The organism is Paraburkholderia phosphatilytica (assembly GCF_003443895.1).
Classification (GTDB): Bacteria; Pseudomonadota; Gammaproteobacteria; order Burkholderiales; family Burkholderiaceae; genus Paraburkholderia; species Paraburkholderia phosphatilytica.
Genome location: NZ_QQOA01000009.1, coordinates 107,988 through 129,091, shown reverse-complemented (window position 1 = coordinate 129,091; position 21,104 = coordinate 107,988). Strand labels below are relative to the sequence as shown.

General features: G+C 66.0%; 18 protein-coding genes and 1 tRNA gene. 11 read left to right on the top strand and 8 right to left on the bottom strand.

All coding sequences use genetic code 11. The features are described 5' to 3' along the window. Positions 1–79: 79 nt before the first annotated feature. Both DVS29_RS12040 and DVS29_RS12035 read left to right on the top strand, forming a co-directional pair. On the top strand, positions 80–931 hold the full coding sequence (locus DVS29_RS12040) for a hypothetical protein (protein ID WP_118180687.1): 852 nt from the start codon (positions 80–82) through the stop codon (positions 929–931). Between the two features lie 283 nt (positions 932–1,214). After that, complete coding sequence (locus DVS29_RS12035) at positions 1,215–2,486, top strand: MFS transporter (RefSeq protein WP_118180686.1); 1,272 nt, start codon at positions 1,215–1,217, stop codon at positions 2,484–2,486. Between the two features lie 87 nt (positions 2,487–2,573). Here DVS29_RS12035 and gudD read toward each other — a convergent pair whose 3' ends face one another. Together gudD and DVS29_RS12025 are read right to left on the bottom strand one after the other, a co-directional pair. Next, a complete protein-coding gene (gene gudD / locus DVS29_RS12030) occupies positions 2,574–3,926 on the bottom strand; it encodes a glucarate dehydratase (protein ID WP_118180794.1) in 1,353 nt (450 codons plus the stop codon). Positions 3,927–4,059: 133 nt separating this feature from the next. After that, positions 4,060–5,436 carry an MFS transporter gene (locus DVS29_RS12025; protein ID WP_118180685.1) on the bottom strand — a complete coding sequence of 459 codons (1,377 nt, stop codon included), beginning with the start codon at positions 5,434–5,436 and terminating at the stop codon, positions 4,060–4,062. 327 nt (positions 5,437–5,763) lie between these two features. Here DVS29_RS12025 and DVS29_RS12015 point away from each other — a divergent pair, with 327 nt between their 5' ends. After that, a complete protein-coding gene (locus DVS29_RS12015) occupies positions 5,764–6,513 on the top strand; it encodes a FadR/GntR family transcriptional regulator (protein WP_118180683.1) in 750 nt (249 codons plus the stop codon). A 146-nt stretch (positions 6,514–6,659) separates the two neighbouring features. On the opposite strand, the gene kdgD is transcribed toward DVS29_RS12015, so the two are convergent. Beyond that, positions 6,660–7,571 (bottom strand): 5-dehydro-4-deoxyglucarate dehydratase, encoded by a 912-nt coding sequence (kdgD, locus tag DVS29_RS12010; RefSeq protein WP_118180682.1) that lies wholly within the window; start codon positions 7,569–7,571, stop codon positions 6,660–6,662. A gap of 122 nt (positions 7,572–7,693) precedes the next feature. After that, positions 7,694–8,689, bottom strand: coding sequence for a LacI family DNA-binding transcriptional regulator (locus tag DVS29_RS12005; protein ID WP_118180681.1), 996 nt, complete (start codon positions 8,687–8,689; stop codon positions 7,694–7,696). 257 nt (positions 8,690–8,946) lie between these two features. On the opposite strand from DVS29_RS12005, the gene DVS29_RS12000 reads away from it, so the two are divergent. From DVS29_RS12000 to DVS29_RS11985, 4 genes are all read left to right on the top strand, one after another. Beyond that, positions 8,947–9,777, top strand: coding sequence for an NAD-dependent epimerase/dehydratase family protein (locus DVS29_RS12000; protein ID WP_118180680.1), 831 nt, complete (start codon positions 8,947–8,949; stop codon positions 9,775–9,777). Next, positions 9,774–10,682 carry an SMP-30/gluconolactonase/LRE family protein gene (locus tag DVS29_RS11995; RefSeq protein WP_205962437.1) on the top strand — a complete coding sequence of 303 codons (909 nt, stop codon included), beginning with the start codon at positions 9,774–9,776 and terminating at the stop codon, positions 10,680–10,682. Before DVS29_RS12000 ends, DVS29_RS11995 begins: the two co-directional genes overlap by 4 nt. A 419-nt stretch (positions 10,683–11,101) precedes the next feature. Next, positions 11,102–12,493 carry an L-lactate MFS transporter gene (locus DVS29_RS11990; RefSeq protein ID WP_420816099.1) on the top strand — a complete coding sequence of 464 codons (1,392 nt, stop codon included), beginning with the start codon at positions 11,102–11,104 and terminating at the stop codon, positions 12,491–12,493. A 23-nt stretch (positions 12,494–12,516) separates the two neighbouring features. After that, complete coding sequence (locus tag DVS29_RS11985; RefSeq protein WP_118180678.1) at positions 12,517–12,657, top strand: MFS transporter small subunit; 141 nt, start codon at positions 12,517–12,519, stop codon at positions 12,655–12,657. A 203-nt stretch (positions 12,658–12,860) separates the two neighbouring features. On the opposite strand, the gene DVS29_RS11980 is transcribed toward DVS29_RS11985, so the two are convergent. From DVS29_RS11980 to DVS29_RS11965, 4 genes are all read right to left on the bottom strand, one after another. After that, a tRNA-Val gene (locus tag DVS29_RS11980) sits at positions 12,861–12,935 on the bottom strand. Between the two features lie 48 nt (positions 12,936–12,983). Beyond that, a complete protein-coding gene (dnaQ, locus tag DVS29_RS11975) occupies positions 12,984–13,733 on the bottom strand; it encodes a DNA polymerase III subunit epsilon (protein WP_118180677.1) in 750 nt (249 codons plus the stop codon). Between the two features lie 64 nt (positions 13,734–13,797). Beyond that, a complete protein-coding gene (rnhA, locus tag DVS29_RS11970) occupies positions 13,798–14,244 on the bottom strand; it encodes a ribonuclease HI (protein WP_118180676.1) in 447 nt (148 codons plus the stop codon). Then, complete coding sequence (locus DVS29_RS11965) at positions 14,241–15,131, bottom strand: class I SAM-dependent methyltransferase (RefSeq protein ID WP_118180675.1); 891 nt, start codon at positions 15,129–15,131, stop codon at positions 14,241–14,243. Before DVS29_RS11965 ends, rnhA begins: the two co-directional genes overlap by 4 nt. A gap of 18 nt (positions 15,132–15,149) precedes the next feature. Here DVS29_RS11965 and gloB point away from each other — a divergent pair, with 18 nt between their 5' ends. From gloB to carA, 4 genes are all read left to right on the top strand, one after another. Then, the gene (gene gloB, locus DVS29_RS11960; RefSeq protein WP_118180674.1) at positions 15,150–15,983 is read left to right on the top strand and encodes a hydroxyacylglutathione hydrolase; all 834 of its coding nucleotides are present in this window, start codon (positions 15,150–15,152) and stop codon (positions 15,981–15,983) included. A gap of 170 nt (positions 15,984–16,153) precedes the next feature. Further along, positions 16,154–17,881 (top strand): transglycosylase SLT domain-containing protein, encoded by a 1,728-nt coding sequence (locus tag DVS29_RS11955; protein ID WP_118180673.1) that lies wholly within the window; start codon positions 16,154–16,156, stop codon positions 17,879–17,881. Between the two features lie 254 nt (positions 17,882–18,135). Beyond that, a complete protein-coding gene (locus tag DVS29_RS11950; RefSeq protein WP_118180672.1) occupies positions 18,136–19,380 on the top strand; it encodes an MFS transporter in 1,245 nt (414 codons plus the stop codon). 451 nt (positions 19,381–19,831) lie between these two features. Further along, positions 19,832–20,986 (top strand): glutamine-hydrolyzing carbamoyl-phosphate synthase small subunit, encoded by a 1,155-nt coding sequence (gene carA, locus DVS29_RS11945; protein WP_118180671.1) that lies wholly within the window; start codon positions 19,832–19,834, stop codon positions 20,984–20,986. Positions 20,987–21,104: the final 118 nt, after the last annotated feature.

Sequence of the window (21,104 nt, the reverse complement as noted above, 5' to 3'; positions counted from 1 at the left end):
GCCGTGAGGGGCTTGAGCAATGTCCCTATAATGGCCGTGCCGTAAATTCCGCGTAGCCGCGCCGACACTGGAGGACCCCTTGCCGAGAACGAAAGAGACGCGCGCCGCCGCCGTACCGGGCGCCGGCTTGATGTTCGCGTTGCGTGCGATCGGGCTCGTTCTTCTCGCACGGTGGCTCTTTTCGATGTCGTCGATGGATCTGTTCGGCGCGCTGTCCGCGATGGCGTCGTCGCCGTGGGCCTGCATCAATCTCGTCTTCCTGTTCCTGCTGATCTTCCTGCCCGGCGCGAAGGCGCGCGCCGAGCGGCCGTTCCATCCGCTGCCGCAGTGGCTGCGGCAGGCGCTGCGCCTGTTCGCGTTCCTCGGCTTCCTGTTTGCCGCGTGGTCGATCGGCGCGTTCGTGTGGGCGGCCGGCTGGAAACGCACCGTCAACACGGTGGCCGCCACCAATGGCTGGCTGATCGCAGCGCCGGCGCTCTATGCGCTCGTCACATGGCTGTGCCGGCCGCGCGCGCTGTGGCGCACGAATCCGGCCGCGCGACGCTTCGCGATCGGCCGCTACGCGGTGTCGATCGACGTCAACACGCGCACCGCGATTGTTTGGGCCGAGAGCCGCAAGGTCGGTCAGTACGATGCGCGCGAATTGTCGGTGAGCTGGCCGGAAGACGAGCGGCCGGCGTCATCCGTCACCCCTCCCGCTACGCCATCACCCCGCACCGATCGCGGCCGGATCGGTGCGCTGGGCCGTCACCATCAGACTTCGGCGCTGCCGGGCTTCGCGAACTGGCGCAAGCGGCCGCTCGTCGAGCTGACGTGGGATTCCCCGGCAGCGGGCGGCCACAACCATCAGACGGTGTTTCGCGCACCGCTCGTCACCGAAGGCGACCGCGTCGCTGCCCGCGCGCTCGACGCCAGCCTGCAGCAGGAGTGACCCGTCGCGGCCTCGCGGCGGAACAGACCGCCACCCTCGGGCTGTCGTGACTTTTCCTTAGGGTCGGAAAACGCTTAACGCCTGCCGGCGTCCGATCTCAAGCCCTGAGACATCGGTATTTTCCCTCTGTAGCTGCAAGTGACGGTTGCCCTACAATGCGCCAGAAGGAAAACGTTTTCCAGCATCTCGGACCAACGTTGAACGGGCACCACCTCTTCCAACGCAGCGCGGCGCAAGCGGAGCCCACCTGGGCATCCGGCGAAAAGCCGCCACGGAGACTTTCATGCAACCTGCCGTTATGAGCATCGCGCGCACGGCCAGCCGGTATCGCTGGACGGTGTGCGGACTGCTGTTCTTCGCGACCGTCATCAACTACATGGACCGGCAGATCCTCGGTCTGCTCGCGCCGGTCCTTCAGCACGACATCGGCTGGACCCAGCTGCAGTACGGCCGCATCGTGATCGCGTTCTCGGCGTTCTATGCGGTGGGTCTGCTCGGCTTCGGCAAGGTGGTCGACCGGATTGGCACGCGGTTGTCGTACGCGGTCGCGATGGTGATGTGGAGCGTGGCCGCGGTGCTGCATGCGGCCGTCAGCAGCGTGATGGGCTTCGCGGTGGTGCGGGCGCTGCTCGGCATAGGCGAGGGCGGCAACTTCCCGTCGGCGATCAAGGCCACCGCCGAATGGTTTCCGCGCCGCGAGCGCGCGCTGGCCACCGGCATCTTCAACTCCGGCGCGAACATCGGCGCCGTGTTCGCGCCCGCGATCATTCCGCCGCTCGCGGTGGCGTTCGGCTGGCGCGCGGCGTTCGTCGTGATCGGCGCGCTCGGTCTCGTGTGGATGGTCGCGTGGCTCGCGATCTACCGCCCGGCCGACCAGCATCGCGCCGAATACGAAGAAGCGCATGAGGACGAACCCGTCGAAGTTGCCGGTCCCGCACCGACGTGGCGCTCGCTGCTGAAGATGCGCGAGACGTGGGCGTTCATCATCGGCAAGTTCCTGACGGATCCGGTCTGGTGGTTCTACCTGTTCTGGCTGCCGAAGTGGCTGAACGAGTCGCGCGGCATGGACCTTCAGCACATCGGGCCGCCGCTCGTCGCGATCTATGCGTTGACGACGGTGGGCAGCGTGGGCGGCGGCTGGATCTCGTCGGCGCTCCTGCGCCGCGGCTATTCGGTGAACTTCTCGCGCAAGACCGCGATGCTGATCTGCGCGTGCTGTGTGCTGCCGATCGTGTTCGTGTCGCAGGTCGACAGCCTGTGGGGCGCGGTGGCGATCGTCGGTCTCGCGGCGGCTGCGCATCAGGGCTGGTCGGCGAATCTCTTCACCACGCCGTCGGACATGTTCCCGCAGCGCGCGGTCGGCGCGGTGGTCGGCATCGGCGGGATGGCGGGCTCGATCGGCGGCGTGCTGTTCTCGGAAGTGATCGGCCAGGTGCTGCAGCGCACGGGCCACTACTGGGTGCTGTTCGCGATCGGCGCGCTCGGGTATCTCGCCGCACTGGGTGTGATGCATCTGCTCGTGCCGGACATCAAGCAGCGCAAGCTCGCGCAATAGTTTCAGGTTCTGGGTGGACCTTGCGGCGCGCGCCGGTGGCGAGACCGGCGCGCGTTTTTTTATCGCGCGAGGTTCAGCGCGCGACGTTTAACGCACGAGACAAGGCCGCTTGTTGTCGAACGTCCAGCCCGGAATCAGGAACTGCATCGCGACTGCGTCGTCGCGTGCGCCGAGCGCGTTCTGCTGGTAGCACTCGTGCGCCTTCGCCACTTCGTCCATATCGAGCTCGATGCCGAGCCCCGGACGCTTCGGCACCTCGACCATCCCGCCGACGATCTTCAGCGGCTCGCGCGTCAGGCGTTCGCCTTCCTGCCAGATCCAGTGCGTATCGATCGCGGTGATCTTGCCGGGCGCCGCCGCGGCCGCATGCGTGAACATCGCAAGCGACACGTCGAAGTGATTGTTCGAATGCGAGCCCCACGTGAGGCCCCAGTCGTTGCACATCTGCGCGACGCGCACCGAGCCCTGCATGGTCCAGAAGTGCGGATCCGCGAGCGGGATGTCGACCGACTGCAGCGTGATCGCATGCCCCATCTGCCGCCAGTCGGTGGCGATCATGTTGGTGGCCGTGCGCAGGCCGGTCGCGCGGCGGAATTCGGCCATCACCTCGCGGCCCGAATAGCCGTTCTCCGCGCCGCACGGGTCTTCCGCATACGCGAGCACGTCGTGCTGGTCGCGGCACAGCCGCACCGCTTCCGCGAGCGACCACGCGCCGTTCGGATCGAGCGTGATGCGCGCCTCCGGAAACCGCTCGGCGAGCGCGGTGACGGCCTCGATTTCCTCGTCGCCCGAAAACACGCCGCCCTTCAGCTTGAAATCGTTGAAGCCGTAGCGCGCATGCGCCGCTTCTGCGAGTTTCACGACCGCTTCGGGCGTCAGCGCCGCTTCGTTGCGCAGGCGCGTCCAGTCGTCCGTCGCGTTCGAGCTGTCGCGATAGGGCAGGTCGGTCTTGCCGCGATCGCCGATGTAGAACAGGTAGCCGAGCATCTCGACGCGATCGCGCTGCTGGCCTTCGCCGAGCAGTGCCGCGACGGGCACGTCGAGGTACTGGCCGAGCAGGTCGAGCAGCGCGGCCTCGAGCGCGGTGACCGCGTGAATGGTCGTGCGCAGGTCGAAGGTCTGCAGCCCGCGTCCGCCGGTATCGCGGTCGGCGAAGCGTTTACGCACGTCGTTCAGCACGTTGTTGTAGCGCCCGATCGACTGGCCGACGACGAGCGGCCGCGCGTCGTCGATGGTCTGGCGGATCTTCTCGCCGCCCGGCACTTCGCCGACGCCGACGTGGCCGGCGCTGTCCTTCAGGATCACGATGTTGCGCGTGAAGAAGGGGCCGTGCGCGCCGCTCAGGTTGAGCAGCATCGAGTCGCGGCCGGCGACCGGGATGACCTGGAGTTCGGTGACGCGCGGCGCGTCGTGATGAGAGGCGGACTGGACGGATGGCATGATGTTCATCGATCGGTGGTTGGAACGGACGGCGCAAATCGCATGCTTGGCATGCATGCTGCGCCGTGGAAACGGAACACGCGAGCTTCGTTCGACCGAAGCTCGCGCGGATTGCGGATACCGGTACGGTAGCTCAGCCTGCGATCACCGACTCCTTCAGCTCGACGCGCTTGATCTCGCCGACCACGAACAGATACGACGCGATCGCGACGAGCGCATTGATGCCGATGAAGACCAGCGCCGCGGCGAACGAACCGGTGCCCGCCACGAGGTAGCCGATTACGATCGGCGTCGTGACGCCGGCGGTGTTGCCGAACATGTTGAAGAGCGAGCCGCACAGGCCGTTCGCTTCCTTCGGCGCGGTATCCGCGACGACGGCCCAGCCGAGCGCGCCGACACCCTTGCCGAAGAACGCGAGCGCCATGATCGCGACGACGAGCCACTGCGCGTCGACGTAGTTGCACGCGATCATCGACGTCGACAGCAGCATGCCGGCGACGATCGGCAGCTTGCGCGCGAAGGTCGTCGAATAGCCGCGGCGCAGCAGCGCGTCGGAAATCACGCCGCCGAGGATGCCGCCGAGAAAGCCGCAGATCGCCGGAATGGCCGCGACGAAGCCTGCCTTGAGGATCGACATGTGGCGGCCCTGCACGAGGTAGATCGGGAACCACGTGAGGAAGAAGTAGGTGAGCGTTGTGATGCAGTACTGACCGATGAAGATGCCGAGCAGCATGCGGCTCTTCAGCATCTCCTTGATGCAGGCCATGGTGTGGACCCTGGCCACGGGCTTCGTGATCGATGCCGCGGCCGTCGGCGAACCCGTGCGGGCGCGCGGCGCATCGAGGTCGACGAGGCCGCCGCCGGCTTCGATGTAGCGCAGCTCGGCGTCGTTGATGCGCGGATGGGTCTTCGGCGTATGGATGATGCGGACCCATGCGAGCGCCGTGACGAGCCCGAGCACGCCCATCACCCAGAACACGTGCGGCCAGCCGAACGCGTGCGTGATCCAGCCCATCAGCGGCGTGAAGACCACGGTCGCGAAGTACTGCGACGCGTTGAAGATCGCGGCGGCGGTGCCGCGTTCCTTCAACGGAAACCACGACGCGACGATGCGGCTGTTGCCCGGAAACGCGGGCGCTTCGGCAAAGCCGATCAGGAACCGCAGCATGAACAGCGCGGCGACCGCGGTGCCGACCGCGAGCCCCGCCACCCAGCCCTGCATCATCGTGAAGACGGACCACAGCACGATGCTCGCGAGGTAGGTGCGCTTCGAGCCGAAGCGGTCGAGCAGCCATCCGCCCGGCACCTGCGCGATCACGTAGGCCCACGCGAGCGCCGCGAAGATGTAGCCCATCGCCACCGAGGAAAGTCCGAGCGAATGCTCCATCGCCGTGCCGGTGATCGACAGCGTGGCGCGGTCCGCGTAGTTCAGCGTCGTGACGAACAGCAGCATCAACACGATCGTGTAGCGCACACGCGTGCGCCGGCTGGCGCTGGCGAGCGCGGCCATCGCGGAGCGGGCGAACGCGGCGGTGTCCGTTTCCGTGGATGCCGTGGCTGGCGAAATGGACGAGGAGGGCGAGGCGACCCGTTTGTTCAGTTCCGTCATGACAATCTTGCCGGCGTCGGGAATGCACGCCGGTTGTCTCCTTCGTTGCGAGGGGCGGTTAGACGCGACGACGGCTCGATCACGCAATTGCGGGGCAACTGCGCTGCCGGTTGCGTACGGATTATCATCAACCTATCATCAGTCATCAGACGACATGTAACGCAGTATAATGAAATCAGCTTCAGTCGTCCTACCCCGCGTAAACCCTGAAAAACTCACAGGCCCACCATGTCCGTGCCGTCACTTCCCGCCGCTCCCCGCCGACGCAGCAGTCTCGCGCAGGAAGTCGTCGATGCGCTGACCGCGCAGATCGACGCCGGCGCGCTGCGTCCCGGCGACAAGCTGCCGACCGAGACCGAGGTGATGCTCTCGCAGGGCGTGAGCCGCACGGTCGTGCGCGAGGCGATTTCGCGGCTGCAGGCGAGCGGCCTCGTCGAGACCCGGCACGGCATCGGCAGCTTCGTGCTGGAGCGCACGCAGCGTCCGCTCGGCATCGATCCCGCCACCATCACGACGTTGCGCGACGTGCTCGCGATCCTCGAGCTGCGCATCAGCCTCGAGAGCGAGTGCGCGAGTCTCGCGGCGCAGCGCGCGACACCCGACGATCTCACGGCGCTGCGCCGCGCGCTCGACGCGATCAACGCCGCCGCGCTGGCTGGCCTGGAAACCGCGTCGCTCGATTACGAATTCCATCTGCAGATCGCGCGGTCAACCGGCAACCGCTATTTCGTCGACATCATGTCGCAGCTCGGCACGACGCTGATTCCGCGGGCGCGCGTGAACGCCGCACGCTTCGCCGACGAGGGCCCGGAGCGCTACGCCGCGCGCCTCGCACATGAGCACGACGACATCTTCGATGCGATTGCGCGGCACGATCAGGAAGCCGCGCGCGCCGCGATGCGCACGCATCTGACGAAGAGCCGCGAGCGGCTGCGCCGCGCGCACGAGGCTGCGGAGAAGGCGGGCACGGCGGGCTGAGTTCGCATGCGGTCGTGAAGCATGATGTTCCATTCGCGGCTGCGCACGTCAGCGCGCGCGAACCTAAGCGTGGATACGAAAAAGCGCGACGTGATACGGAATCACGCCGCGCTTTTTTCATCGTCCCGCCGCGATGGCGCTGAACGTCATTGCGCGCCGAGCGCCTTGATCAGCGCGTCGAGCTTCGCGCTTTCTTCCTCGGTGAGATCGGTCAGCGGCGAGCGCACCGGACCCGCATCGTGACCGACGAGTCGCGCGCCGGCCTTCACGATACTCACCGCATAGCCCGCGCGGCGATTGCGGATCTCCAGATACGGCAGGAAGAACTGGTCGAGCAGGCGGCCGGTGGTGGCCGTGTCGCCGTTCGCGACCGCGTGATAGAACTCGAGCGCCGTCTTCGGAATGAAGTTGAACACCGCCGACGAATACACCGGCACGCCCAGGGCCTTGTACGCTTCCGCGTAGACCTCGGCCGTGGGCAGGCCGCCGAGATACGTGAAGCGGTCGCCCAGCTTGCGGCGGATCGACACCATCAGTTCGATGTCGCCGATGCCGTCCTTGAAGCCGATCAGGTTCGGGCAGCGGTCAGCCAGACGCGTGAGCGTCTCCGGCGTCAGGCGGCACGCGCCGCGGTTGTAGACCACCACGCCGAACGACACCGACTGGCACACCGCCTCGATATGTGCCGCGAGACCGTCCTGCGAGGCTTCGGTCAGATAGTGCGGCAGCAGCAGCACGCCCTGCGCGCCGACGCGCTCGGCTTCGCGCGCGTAGTCGATCGCGAGACGCGTCGGGCCGCCGGCGCCCGCGAGAATCGGCACCTTGCCGCGGCAGGTTTCGACCGCGGTGCGCACGATGTCCGTGAATTCGCCCGGCACGAGCGAGAAGAACTCGCCGGTGCCGCCGGCCGCGAACAGCGCGCTGGCGCCATACGGCGCGAGCCATTCGAGACGCTCGATATACGCGTCGGCGCGAAACTCGCCGTTCGCGTCGAAATCGGTGACCGGGAAGGACAGGAGACCCGACGACAGGGTCGCTTTCAGCTCTTGAGGACTCATGGTTGCGGCGCGCCACGCGCAATGGGGTGATCAATGTCAGTCATCGTACATCATGGTTTAAGCGATGACAATGCGAATCTCTATCGCTCGCGCGTTCGTCCGCGCGCTCGGGGTGCTCCCAGTCAGCCGCGGTGCATCGTCGAATCGCGCACGATGAGGCGCGGCTCGAACGTCACGTGGCCGACCGCGTCGCGTTTGCCGGCGAGCGCGTCGATCAGGCGCAGCATCGCGGTTTCGCCCATCTTTTCGCTTTGAATGTCCACCGTGGTGAGCGCCGGCGATGCGTATTCGCCGTACGGCACGTTGTCGATGCCGGTGACCGAGACGTCGCGCGGCAGCTTGAAGCCGAGCGAGGTGGCTTCCTTCATGAAGCCGAGCGCGATCAGGTCGTTGTAGCAGATCACCGCGTCGGGCTGGTTCGGGCCGAGCATCACCGCCGAGCAGCTGCGCTCGCCGGCTTCCGCCGTCGGCGCGTGCGCGTCGTGCACGTCGAGCGTGAGGCCGGCTTCCGCGAGGCACTGACGCGCGCCTTCGATCCGCTCCTCGTTCAGGCGCGCCTGGCCGAAGCCGAGATACGCGAAGCGGCGATGTCCCTGGTTCAGCAGATGCCGCGCGAGCATGTAGGTGGTGAGGTGATTGTCGATGCCGAGGCTCGGCAGCCCGAGGCTGTCGGCGCGCCGCATCAGCACGACCGGCTTGCGCAGTTCCGTCATCCACTGCGAGCTTTCCTCCGGCATCCGCGAACTGACGATCAGCCCGTCGACGCGCTGCGCGAGCGCCTCGATCAGCGTCCGCTCGCGCGCCTGGTTCTCTTCCGTGTCGACGAGCAGCAGCGTGTAGTCGTGGCGCAGCGCGATCCGGTTCGCGCCTTTCACGACGTTGGTGAAGTGCGGATTGCTGATGTCGAGAATCGCGAGGCCGATGGTGCGCGTGCGCCCCGTGATCATCGAGCGCGCGAGCGGATTCGAGCGGTAGCCGAGGCTGTCGATCGCGGCCCTCAGCTTCGCTTCGACGGGCGCCGAGAAACGCTGCGCGCCGTTGATGAACTTCGACACCGTCGCGACCGAAACGCCGGCCGCCGCTGCAACGTCGCGAATCGTGGGAGAAGCTTTTTTCATTGCCGGAGGTAACGTTTTCTCGTTTTGTTAACCGGATTTTCGCACGATATGGAATCGCTGCGGCGAAATCGTCGATGACGTCTGGTTGGGTCGGGCATCCCTGCGCGGTTCGTTTGGCTGAAACCGGCGGTAATAAAGGGCGCCACGGCCGGCGCGGACGCCTGGCGCGGAACCCGATTGACTTGTCGGAGCGTGAACCCTATAGTTGGAAAACGTTTTCCACAACCCGCCATCGAGCAGGCAATCAGGTGACCCAGATGAATTCATCGTCAGCAGCGCGCAAACCCTTCCGACGTCTCCTTCTCACCGGCGCCGCCGGCAACCTCGGGCGCCAGCTGCGTGCCGCGATGGGCGAGTGGGCCGACGTCGTGCGGGTGACCGACATCGCGCCGCTCGGCGAAGTCGCGCCGCACGAGGAGGCGACGGTGCTGGACCTCGCGGACCGCGACGGGCTGCATGCGCTGCTCGAAGGTGTGGACGCGGTCGTGCACCTGGGTGGCATTTCGGTCGACGCGCCGTTCGACGACATCCTCGAAGCCAACCTTCGCGGTGTGTACAACCTGTACTCGGGCGTGCACCGGCACGGCGTGCGGCGCGTCGTATTCGCGAGCTCGAATCACGCGATCGGTTTCCACGAGACCACCACCGTGCTCGATGCCGACGCGCCGCTGCGTCCGGACAGCCTGTACGGCGTGTCGAAGTGCTTCGGCGAATCGCTGTCGCGCTACTACTTCGATCGCTTCGGGCTCGAAACCGTGTGCCTGCGTATCGGCTCGTCGTTCGAGGAGCCGAAGAATCCGCGCATGCTCGTCACCTACCTGAGCTACCGCGACTTCATCGAACTCGTGCGCTGTTCGCTCTTTACCAACCGGGTCGGGCACGCGATCGTGTACGGCGCGTCGGACAATCCGGTGAAGTGGTGGGACAACACGAAGGCGGGCTTTCTCGGCTTTCGGCCGCAGGACAGTTCGGCGCAGTTCAATCACCTGTTCGCGGACCGCGCGCCGACAACGGATCTCGACGATCCCGCGCAGCGCTATCAGGGCGGACCGTTCGTGCTCGGCGAGCCGATGGAGCGCCAGGGGTGACGGTCACGCAGCGTGTGACCGTCGAGCGGCTCGACGCGGCAGGTTGCGCGGACGTTGGCGAATGCCCGGTCTGGCGCGGCGACGAGGCGGCGCTGTACTGGGTCGATATTCCGGCGCGCAAGCTGGTGCGCCTGAAAGTGGACAGCCAGACGCGCACCGAATGGACGTTTCCCGAACAGATCGCCTGCTTCGCGTTCGATGCGGAGGGCGGGGTGATCGCGGGGCTCGAAACCGGCGTGTTCGCGGCGACCTTGCCGGCAGCGGGCGGCGCGGCCAGCGCGCGCCGGCTCGCCGCGCCGGCGTTTCCTGCGCCGGGCATGCGCTTCAACGACGGCCGCTGCGACCGTCAGGGACGCTTCTGGGCCGGCACGATGGTAATGGACATGTCGCTCGCGCAGCCCGCCGGCGCGCTGTTCCGCTTCGACGCGATGCGCGGTCTGTCGGCGCCGGTCGTCGACGGACTGGTCACGCAGAACGGGCTCGCGTGGTCGCCTGACGGCACGACGATGTATCTGTCCGACTCGCACCCCACGCGCCGGCTGATCTGGGCGTTCGATTTCGACACCGCGGACGGCACGCCGCATCGCCGCCGCGTGTTCGCGGACCTGCATCACTACGCGGGGCGGCCGGATGGCGCCGCGGTCGACGCCGACGGCTGCTACTGGACCTGCGCGAACGACGCGGGTCTGCTGCTGCGGTTCACGCCCGACGGGCGCGTCGACCGGCAGATCGGCTTGCCGGCGCGCAAGCCGTCGATGTGCGCGTTCGGCGGTTCACGGCTCGACACGCTGTTCGTCACGTCGATCCGCCCGTCAGGCCAACCGGCCGATGACGACGGTGCCGTGTTTGTCGTTCATCCAGGTGTTCAAGGTCTCCCCGAACCGCGATTTGCCGGCCGGCTGTGAAGTCGCCGCTCATATTGATTCCTCATACTTGAGCAACTGCTGAGGCGCGTGCTGCCTGGTTCGCGATAAGCGAGGCAGCTTCGTGGCATGAGCGCAATGCATGCGTTGCGTGGACGCCGGAATCAATCGACGGCACGGCGGATGCTCACAACCGTTATGCTGCAGCGATCGGGTAAACGCGTAACCGACGCATAACCGGATTTGTCTGGTCATCAGGCATCACCCTTATGCATTCCTTTCTCATATTGCAATGACCTGACGGTCGCTCTAGTGTTCGGGCATCGCTCATTCAGTTTGAGCGTAAAACCGCGCCATATGTGTTCGTCAAGCATATTTGGCGGGAGACCAGACAACGGCGGCCGCAGTCCACGGGCGGCCGGCAAAAGAGTCGTACAGGAAGGAGAATCATTGTGAACAGTGTGGCCGGATCCAAGGGTGGCGCGGGCGCGCCGCCGTTTTTCTCGAAGGAGGCGACCGTCGCGCAGCCGGGATTTTCCCGCTGGATGGTGCCCCCCGCGGCGCTCGCCGTGCATCTGTGTATCGGTCAGGCGTATGCGTTCTCCGTGTTCAACGGACCGCTGACGAAAGTGATCGGCATCACGCAGTCCGCGCCCGATGACTGGTCGCTGACCACGCTGGGCTGGATCTTCTCGCTCGCGATCGTGTTCCTCGGGTTGTCGGCGGCATTTGCCGGCAAATGGCTCGAGCACGTCGGTCCGCGCCGCACGATGTTCACCGCGGCCTGCTGCTTCGGCGGCGGCTTCCTCGTGTCCGCCGTCGGCGTGTGGCTGCACCAGATCGTGCTGCTGTATCTCGGTTACGGCGTGATCGGCGGGATCGGCCTCGGTCTCGGCTATGTGTCGCCGGTGTCGACGCTGATCCGCTGGTTCCCGGACCGCCGCGGCATGGCGACCGGCATGGCGATCATGGGCTTCGGCGGCGGTGCGATGATCGCGGCGCCGCTGTCCGTTGCGCTGATGAGCCACTTCAAGAGCGCGACCAGCGTGGGCGTGGCCGAAACGTTCATCGTGCTCGGTATCGTGTACTTCATCTCGATGTCGATCGGCGCGCTCGCGATCCGCGTGCCGCCGACGGACTGGAAGCCGGCCGGCTGGACGCCGCCGGACACGTCGCACAAGCTGATTTCGCGCAACCACGTGCATATCGACGAAGCGCTGAAGACGCCGCAGTTCTATCTGATCTGGCTCGTGCTGTTCCTGAACGTGACGGCCGGTATCGGCATTCTGGGTCAGGCTTCGGTGATGATCCAGGAGAGCTTCAAGAACACCGTGACGGCGGCTGCCGCCGCGGGCTTCGTCGGCCTGCTGTCGCTCTTCAACATGGGCGGCCGTTTCGTGTGGGCATCGGCGTCCGACTGGGTCGGCCGCAAGAACACCTACTACATCTTCTTCGTGCTCGGCGCGGTGCTGTACTACTTCGTGCCGACGTTCGCGACGACCGGCAATATCGCGCTCTTCGTGCTGTGCTACTGCGTGATCCTGTCGATGTACGGCGGCGGCTTCTCGACAGTGCCTGCGTATCTTGCGGACATGTTCGGCACGGCGTTCGTCGGCGGCATTCACGGGCGTCTGTTGACCGCGTGGGCCGCGGCGGGCGTCGCGGGTCCGGTGCTCGTCAACTACATCCGCGCGTATGAAGTGGCGCACGGCGTCGCGAAGGCGGACGCCTACACGATGACGGTGCACATCATGGCCGTGCTGCTCGTGGTCGGCTTCGTCTGCAACGTGCTCGTGTCGCGCGTCAACGAGAAGCACCACATGACCGACGCGGATGTCGCGAAGGGCGCCTGAGTCTGCGATCAAAGGAGAATGGAATGAATGCTGGCCAAACGGATCACGCGCTCAACGCGCATCCGACCAACAAGGCGCTGCTCGCGGTGTTCTGGCTGTACGTGCTGATCCCGCTCGTGTGGGGCGTCTCGAACACGCTGATGCAGGCGATGAAGCTGTTTTGATGTTGCGTTATGCCTGAGCGCTGCCTGCCGCGTGGGGATGAGCCCGCGTGGTGGGTGGCTCGGTGAGAGAAAGAAGCCGGATGCTTTGGTGTTCGGTTTTTTTGCGTCTGAACGACGCAGACAAAGACAAAAGAAAACGCCCTCTGGCTTTCACCAGAGGGCGTTTGGTCTTCGGTGTCTTGGCTTTACCAGCACCAGAATTCTGGTGGGTAGTACTGGGATCGAACCAGTGACCCCTGCCGTGTGAAGGCAGTGCTCTACCGCTGAGCTAACCACCCGAAGAGCTGCGAATTATGTCATGCATCCGCAGCTTCGACAAGCGTTTTTTAAGCGGACTGCGCATCCGCAGCTTCGGTTCCTGCCGGCGCCGGTTCGACGCGCCACACGCTCGTGCCCTTGATCGACTTGTCGAGATCGTTGAGCACCGCCTCGTGCGCGGCGAGTTCGTCTTCGCTCGCGACGAGCACCGGCAACGCGAGCGACGCGACCTTCACGCGCGGCGCGCCCGCTTCGCCCGTGTCCTGCTGGCTGTCGCCGAGCATATCGATAACGAGGCTCTCCTGGCCGCGCGTCATCGACAGATAGACCTCGGCGAGCAGTTCCGAGTCGAGCAGCGCGCCGTGCAGCGTCCGGTGTGCGTTGCTGATGCCGAAGCGGTCGCAGAGCGCGTCCAGCGAGTTGCGCTTGCCGGGGAACATCTGTTTCGCCTGCACGAGCGTGTCGATCACGTTCGTGCAGTGGCTCGTGAAAGTGGGCAGGCCGAGCAGCCCGAACTCGACGTCGAGGAAGCCCAGGTCGAACGGCGCGTTGTGGATGATCAGCTCGGCGCCGTCGATGAAATCGCGCAGTGCATTCGCGATTTCCGCGAACTTCGGCTTGTCGCGCAGGAACTCGGTGGTGAGGCCGTGGACGGCGAGTGCGCCCGGGTCGCTGTCGCGTTCCGGGTTGATGTAGAAGTGCAGGTTGTTGCCCGTCAGCCGGCGGTTCATCAGTTCGACGCAGCCGATTTCGATCACGCGGTCGCCGGTGCGCGCGTTGAGGCCGGTGGTTTCGGTATCGAGGATGATCTGGCGCATGGGTGCTTGATGGGTTGTGCGTGAGTGACGTGATGCGTGGTGGCGTCCGGTACGGTGCGCGTGGCTACGTTGCGGCGAGCGTGGCGACGCCGCGGTTCGCGAGCGCGTCGGCGCGCTCGTTCTCCGGATGGCCAGCGTGGCCCTTCACCCAGCGCCACTCGATCTCATGCTGCTGCACGAGGCCGTCGAGCCGCTTCCACAGGTCGTCGTTCTTCACCGGTGTTTTCGCGGCCGTCATCCAGTTCTTTTTCTTCCAGCCGTGGATCCACTCGCTGATGCCTTTCTGCACGTACTGCGAGTCGGTATGGACGACCACCTTGCACGGGCGCTTCAGCGCATCGAGCGCGGCGATCACGCCCATCAGCTCCATCCGGTTGTTGGTGGTGTTCGCTTCGCCGCCGAACAGTTCCTTTTCCTGCGTGCCGAAGCGCAGCAGCGCACCCCAGCCGCCTGGGCCGGGATTGCCCTTGCAGGCGCCGTCGGTGAAGATTTCGACGAAATCGGGAGTCATGAGTCCTGGGGTTGGGGGTGAACGCCGCGGCCCGTCTGGGCTGCCACGTGCACGGGTTGGGGCGTGGGCGCGGCGGGCTGCACGCGGCCATGCGGCGTGGCAGCGGGCGCCAGGCCCGCCGACAGCACGGACTTCTTGACCTTCATGGGACCGACGAGACGCATGCCGCGCACGCGCTTGATCGCGGTGACCATGTAGGCCGCGCCGAAGATTGGCCACCAGCGGTCGCCGGCGGCTTCCATGAACGCATAGCGCGACAGCCACTGTTCGCTGACGAGGGGCGGACGATAGCAGCCAAAGCGTCCGCGTTCAAGGTCGAAACCGAGCAGCTTGATCCAGTCCTTCAATCGCGTGAACGCGATCAGGTCGTGCGCAGTGGGCACGAACGGCTTGCCGGTCATCCTGCCGACCGACTGGCGCGCGCCCCACAGCGACAGCGAATTGAACCCGAGGATGATCAGTTGCCCCTCGGGCATCAGCATGCGTTCGGCTTCGCGCAGCAGACGGTGCGGGTCGCTCGTGAATTCGAGCGTGTGCGGCATCACGATCAGATCGACGCTCTGCGCTTCGAAGGGCAGGTCGAGCAGGTCGCACCAGACCGTGCTGCGCCCGGCGGGCGCATGACGGTGCACCGACGGCGGCCCGTGCGGCTCGCGCGGCGGCGTATAGGGCGCGCTCGCGGCGCTCGCCGCGTCGAGCACGAGGCCGCGGCACGGCATGCGGTTCTCGCGCAGCGCGTCGAGCTGCGGCATGCCGAGCTGCAGCGCGTGATAGCCGAACACGTCCGACACGACGCGGTCGAGCTGCGCCTGCTCCCACTGGAGGATGTAGCGCCCCGGTGGCGAATCGCTCCAGGCGGGCCAGTCTATAATCGATCGTTCGGACATAGTGACAATGCGTCGCCCATGAATGCGCCAACTAATGATCCAGCTGAAGAGCGTGATCTCGAATACGTGCCTGTTCCGGCCTTCGATGACAACTACATCTGGGTGGTGTCGGACGGCCGCGACGCGGTCGTCGTCGATCCGGGCGAAGCCGCGCCGGTCCAGCGCTATCTCGCGAAACGCGGCTGGCGACTGAGCGCTATTTTACTCACGCACCATCATGCCGACCACGTCGGCGGCGTCGCCGATCTGCTGAAAGGCCAGCTTGTGCCGGTCTACGGTCCCGCCGGCGAAGCGATTGCGCAGGTTACACAACCGCTGCGGGACGGCGATCGGGTGCACCTCGACTCGCCCGCGCTCGATTTCACGGTACTCGACGTGCCGGGTCACACGAGCGGACACATCGCGTACTACCAATCGGCCGACCCCTCGGGCGCCGCGCCGCGCACCCCGCACGTGTTCTGCGGCGACACGCTGTTCGCGTGCGGCTGTGGGCGTCTGTTCGAAGGCACGCCGGCGCAGATGCTGAAGTCGCTCGATGCGCTGGCCGCGCTGCCCGGCGCAACCGAGGTGCACTGCGCGCACGAGTACACACTGTCCAACATCCGCTTCGCGCTCGCGTGCGAGCCCGGCAACGCCGAACTGCAGGCCTGGCGCGACCGCGCGCAGGCGCTGCGCGAGCGCCGGGAGCCCACGCTGCCCACCACAATCGCCCACGAACGGGCGGTGAATCCGTTCCTGCGTGCCGACAGCGCGGCGATCCACGCCACCCTCGAAAGCGAGCTGCACGAAACGGTGACGGATCGGCTTGCCGCGTTCACGTTGATGCGGGAGTGGAAGAACCGCTTCCGCTAAGGGTTCCCCCGACCCGACCGCCAGCGGGGGCAAGTTCACGGAAATACTAAGAAGCTGATCCAAACCCGCGATTTGGCTAGCTTTTTCTTACCTATTTCCGATTGACGCGAAAGGTTCGCTTACGTACTATCGGCTGCAAATTCCAGCCCTCGTGGCAACCGGGTACGTACATGCGATTTCTATTCAGTGCGCTACTGGTTCTGCTACTTGCCGCCTGTGCGAGCCAGCAGCCAGCAGCGAATCTTCCTAATGCTTCATCGCCTGCCACCCAGCAGGCCGTTGCCGACACCATCCGCAAGACCGCCTCCTCCAACGAAACCATCAACGTTGACAAGGGCTCAGTCGAGCAGCTGACCACCCCGGACACCGATCTGTGGGGGCGAATCCGTCGCGGCTTCCAGATTCCCGATCTCCAGAGCGACCTCGTCGACATGCAGGTCAACTGGTACGTTCAGCGTCCGGACTACGTCCAGCGCATGACCGAGCGGTCGCAGAAGTACCTGTATCACATCGTCGAAGAGCTCGAGGCGCGTCACATGCCGACCGAGCTCGCGCTGCTGCCGTTCGTCGAATCCGCGTACAACCCGCAGGCGCTGTCGGTTGCGAAGGCGGCGGGCATGTGGCAGTTCGTGCCCGATACCGGCCGTACGTACAACCTGAAGCAGAACATGTGGCAGGACGAGCGCCGCGACGTGCTCGCGTCCACCAGCGCCGCGCTGGATTACCTTTCGCGCCTGCACGACATGTTCGGCGACTGGTATCTCGCGCTCGCCGCGTACAACTGGGGCGAGGGCAACGTGCAGCGCGCGATCGCGCGCAACCAGGCGGCCGGTCTGCCGACCGACTACCAGAGCCTGCGCATGCCGATGGAGACGCGCAATTACGTGCCGAAGCTCCAGGCGGTCAAGAACATCATCATGAACCCGCAGCAGTACGGGCTCACGCTGCCGGCAATCCCGAACCACCCGTATTTCGTCACCGTCACCACGTCGCACGACATCGACGTCGACATCGCCGCGAAGCTCGCGAACATGACGACGGACGAATTCCGCTCGCTGAACCCGTCGTTCAAGAAGCCGGTGATTCTCGGTGCGACCGATCCGCAGATCCTGTTGCCGTTCGACAACGCCAGCGCGTTCGAGCGCAACCTGAAGTCGTATCAGGGGCAGCTGTCGTCGTGGACCACCTATACGACGACCGAGCGCGCGGCGCCGGCGGCGATCGCGCAGAAGATCGGCGTCGACGAAGAGACGCTGATGAGCGTCAACAAGATTCCGGCCGGCATGCGCCTGAAGGCGGGCTCGACGCTCGTCGTGCCGCGTACCGACAATGACGACGACGAAGACATCAGCGCCGACGTCGCCGAAAGCGCGGTACTCGCGATGGAGCCGGACGTCCCGGATACGCGCAAGATGCTGATCCGCGTGCGCCGCAAGCAGTCGATGGAAGCGATCGCGAGCCGCTATGGCGTATCCGTCGGCCAGCTGAAGGGCTGGAACCGTACGCACCGTGATCTCGTGACGCCGGGCCAGGTGATCGTGCTGCACGTGCCGGTCGGCAAGACGATGCCGAGCGAGCCGGGCCCCGAGCGGCTCGCCACCGATACGCGCGGCGCGCGGGCCGAGCGCATCGGCACCCGCGTCGCAGACACGAAGGGCGATTCGCGCTACGATAAAAGTCGAGGTCGCGGCCACATCGAGAAGGTGGCCGACAGCACGGGCAGCAACGCTTCGTCGAAAGGCAGCGCTCCGTCGAAGGGCAAGACTTCTTCGAAGGCCGCGAACACGTCAACGTCCAGTTCGAAATCGGCCAGCTCGTCCGGCAAGACCAGCAAGGCGTCAAAGGCCGCGGCAGTCAGCCGCCCGAAGACCGTGGCTCACACGCAGAAGCAGAAGTAGCAGAACAAGCGGCTTTGCGGGAGTGACACATGCGTTGCGGGGGCAACGCATGAAACGCGCTCCGATCACTCCGCGTTTTTCGACGCCGTCACCTGTGGTGACGGCGTTTTTCATTGCGGGCCGCACAAGCTACGTACGGCGGGGTGGCGTACGAGGGCGGCGATTGACCGCACCGGCCTGCGGGTTTCGGTGCATCGGCGCTCCGATTCCTTTATCGTCTGCAGGTTGCCTGAAAGGCTGTGCCGTTCGTTGCCATGTCCCTGATCCGCTTGCGCGTCTTCGCGCTGTTTTCCCTCGGCTACTTCGTGTCGTACGTGTTCCGCGGCGTCAATCTGGGCTTCGCGCCGTTCATCACGCGCGATCTGGGCCTGAGCGCCGCCGACCTCGGTCTGCTGACGAGCCTCTATTTCCTCGGCTTCGCGGGCGCGCAGGTGCCGGCGGGCGTGCTGCTCGACCACTTCGGCGCGCGCCGCGTGACGGCGGCGATGCTGCTGTTCGCGGCGGCCGGCGCGTGGGTGTTCGGCGCGGCGCACGGCATCGGCGCGATGATGCTGGGGCGGCTCCTGGTCGGCATCGGCGTGTCGGTGTGTCTCGGCGGCGCGTTCAAGGCGCTCGCGCAGCATTTCCCGACGGCCCGCCTGCCGTTCGTCAACGGCCTTGTGATGGCAGTGGGCGGTTTCGGCGGCGTGATGGTCGGTTCGCCGCTCACGTGGGTGCTTGGCTTTTCGGGCTGGCGGACCGTGTGCGTCTGGCTCGGCGTGCTGACGGTGGCGGTGTCCGCCGCGCTCTGGGTATTCGGACCGAAGGGCGCGGAGCAGCGCGGCCACGCGACGGTGACAAGCCAGTTCAAGGGTACGTGGCACATCCTGAGCAGCGCGGCGTTCTGGAAGATCGCGTCGTTCTCGGTCGTCACGCAGGGCGTGTTCTACGCGATGCAGTCGCTGTGGGTCGGCGCATGGCTGCGCGATGTGATGCACCTGGCGCCGCGGCCGGCCGCGACGCTCGTGTCCGTGCTGGGCTTCGCGATGATGGCGGGCTCCGTCGGTTTCGGCGCCGCGGCGCGCTCGCTCGAGCAGCGCGGCGTGTCGCTCTACGCGTTCTGCGGGATCGGCATGGCGCTGTACGTGGTCACGCAACTGCTGATCATGTTCCATGCGCCGCTGCCGGCGGCCCTGCTGTGGGCGTCGTACGGCTTTTTCGGCGGCACCGGCATCCTGAGCTACGCGATCGCCGCGCGCCACTTCCCGCCGCAGATGACGGGCCGCGTGAACACCACGCTCACGCTCGTGATCTTCCTGCTGATCTTCGGGTTCCAGCTGGGTGTGGGCGCGATCGTCTCGCACTGGAGCCCCGACGCGGACGGCCACTATCCGCAGGCGGCGCACCTGACCGCGTGGGGCATCCTCGTCGCGCTGCAGATCGCGAGCGCGATCTGGTACGTATTGCCGGGCCGCGCGCTCGAGCGGCCGGAGGCGCTGCGGGCGAATCCGCAGGTTTGATCCGCGAGGCTGCGGCGCTCATCTCGAAATTGCCGCCCGTTGCCGGCACGCGCCAGCGACGCGTCGCGCAAACCCTCGCCGGTGCTCGATCCGCGCGATTTTCGTGCGATCGTGCGGCAGCGCGCCCCGTTCCCGTCTGTCCCGGAATTTGAAGGGAGGGGTGTTTTCGAGCTATAATTTCAAGGTTTGAGCTTACCAACCCACACCCTAGCGCCTACCGCTCCTAACCGTCTATCCCCGCGTTCATCCGCCGCGCTTGATCCGGTTGTCCCCGCAAATCCGCGAATCCGCCGCCCACACAATGGGCCGATGTCCGCGAGCAGGACGCCTACCGCAAAGCAAGCGCGCGCGAGTCCGCGCACGCATCCGGGCAGTTCACGATGCCGTTCGCCGCGGGCCCGCACGGTCGGATAGACAGGTCGGCACAGGGTGTTCCGCCAAGGAGTCTCCCGTGTTGCCGTCTTTTTCTCCCGCTCTGCTCGCACTTGCCGACGGCACGGTCTTTCGTGGGTACTCGATCGGCGCGCCCGGCCACACGATCGGCGAGGTCGTCTTCAATACGGCGATCACCGGCTACCAGGAAATCCTGACGGACCCGAGCTACGCGCGCCAGATCGTCACGCTGACGTATCCGCACATCGGCAACGTCGGCGTGAACGCCGAAGACGTCGAAGCCACGAAAGTCCATGCCGCCGGTCTGATCATCCGCGACCTGCCGGTCCTCGCATCGAACTTCCGCATGCAGCGCACGCTGTCCGATTATCTGAAGGACGAAGGCGTCGTCGCGATCGCCGGCCTCGACACGCGCAAGCTCACGCGAGTGCTGCGCGACAAGGGCGCGCAGAACGGCGCGATTCTCGCAGGCTCGGATGACGAAGCGAAGGCACTCGAGTTCGCGCGCTCGTTCCCGGGTCTCTCGGGCATGGACCTCGCGAAGGTCGTGTCGGCCGAAGCGCCGTACGAGTGGGCCGAGACCGAATGGCGTCTCGGCGAAGGCTACGGCGAGCAGAAGGCGCCGAAGTACCGCGTCGTCGCGTTCGACTACGGCGTGAAGCGCAACATCCTGCGCATGCTCGCGGAACGCGGCTGCCACGTCACGGTGCTGCCGGCCCAGGCAAGCGCGGCCGATGCGCTCGCGCTCAATCCGGACGGCGTGTTCCTGTCGAACGGCCCCGGCGATCCGGAACCGTGCGACTACGCGATCAACGCCACGCGCGAGTTCATCGAGCGCGGCATTCCGACCTTCGGTATCTGCCTCGGCCATCAGATCATGGGCCTCGCGGTCGGGGCGAAGACGATGAAGATGAAGACCGGCCACCACGGCGCGAACCATCCGGTGAAGGACCTCGGCGACGGCCGCGTGGTGATCACGTCGCAGAACCACGGTTTCGCGGTGGATGCCGACACGCTGCCCGCGAACGCGAAGGTCACGCACGTCTCGCTGTTCGACGGCACGCTGCAGGGTTTCGAGCTGACGGACAAGCCCGCGTTCTGCTTCCAGGGTCACCCGGAAGCGTCGCCTGGCCCGCACGACATCGGCTATCTGTTCGACCGCTTCACGGGGCTGATGGCCGCGCGCAAGGGCGAACGCAGCGCCGCGGCTTAAGCGGTCAGCGCTTGAGCATGAGCGCCGCGGCGCACGCAGGCGACGCAGCCTGACGCCGCGCGAAAGCGGGCGCAAGCGGGCGCAAGCAGCAAAGAATTCAGGAATACATTACCGAGAG

Bases quoted from the DNA above. Each gene is read 5' to 3' on its own strand.
- DVS29_RS12035 (WP_118180686.1), top strand. From the start codon at position 1,215: ATGCAACCTGCCGTTATGAGCATCGCGCGCACGGCCAGCCGGTATCGC.
- gudD (WP_118180794.1), bottom strand. From the start codon at position 3,926: ATGCCATCCGTCCAGTCCGCCTCTCATCACGACGCGCCGCGCGTCACC.
- DVS29_RS12025 (WP_118180685.1), bottom strand. From the start codon at position 5,436: ATGGCCGCGCTCGCCAGCGCCAGCCGGCGCACGCGTGTGCGCTACACG.
- DVS29_RS12015 (WP_118180683.1), top strand. From the start codon at position 5,764: ATGTCCGTGCCGTCACTTCCCGCCGCTCCCCGCCGACGCAGCAGTCTC.
- kdgD (WP_118180682.1), bottom strand. From the start codon at position 7,571: ATGAGTCCTCAAGAGCTGAAAGCGACCCTGTCGTCGGGTCTCCTGTCC.
- DVS29_RS12005 (WP_118180681.1), bottom strand. From the start codon at position 8,689: ATGAAAAAAGCTTCTCCCACGATTCGCGACGTTGCAGCGGCGGCCGGC.
- DVS29_RS12000 (WP_118180680.1), top strand. From the start codon at position 8,947: ATGAATTCATCGTCAGCAGCGCGCAAACCCTTCCGACGTCTCCTTCTC.
- DVS29_RS11985 (WP_118180678.1), top strand. From the start codon at position 12,517: ATGAATGCTGGCCAAACGGATCACGCGCTCAACGCGCATCCGACCAAC.
- dnaQ (WP_118180677.1), bottom strand. From the start codon at position 13,733: ATGCGCCAGATCATCCTCGATACCGAAACCACCGGCCTCAACGCGCGC.
- rnhA (WP_118180676.1), bottom strand. From the start codon at position 14,244: ATGACTCCCGATTTCGTCGAAATCTTCACCGACGGCGCCTGCAAGGGC.
- DVS29_RS11965 (WP_118180675.1), bottom strand. From the start codon at position 15,131: ATGTCCGAACGATCGATTATAGACTGGCCCGCCTGGAGCGATTCGCCA.
- gloB (WP_118180674.1), top strand. From the start codon at position 15,150: ATGAATGCGCCAACTAATGATCCAGCTGAAGAGCGTGATCTCGAATAC.
- DVS29_RS11955 (WP_118180673.1), top strand. From the start codon at position 16,154: ATGCGATTTCTATTCAGTGCGCTACTGGTTCTGCTACTTGCCGCCTGT.
- DVS29_RS11950 (WP_118180672.1), top strand. From the start codon at position 18,136: ATGTCCCTGATCCGCTTGCGCGTCTTCGCGCTGTTTTCCCTCGGCTAC.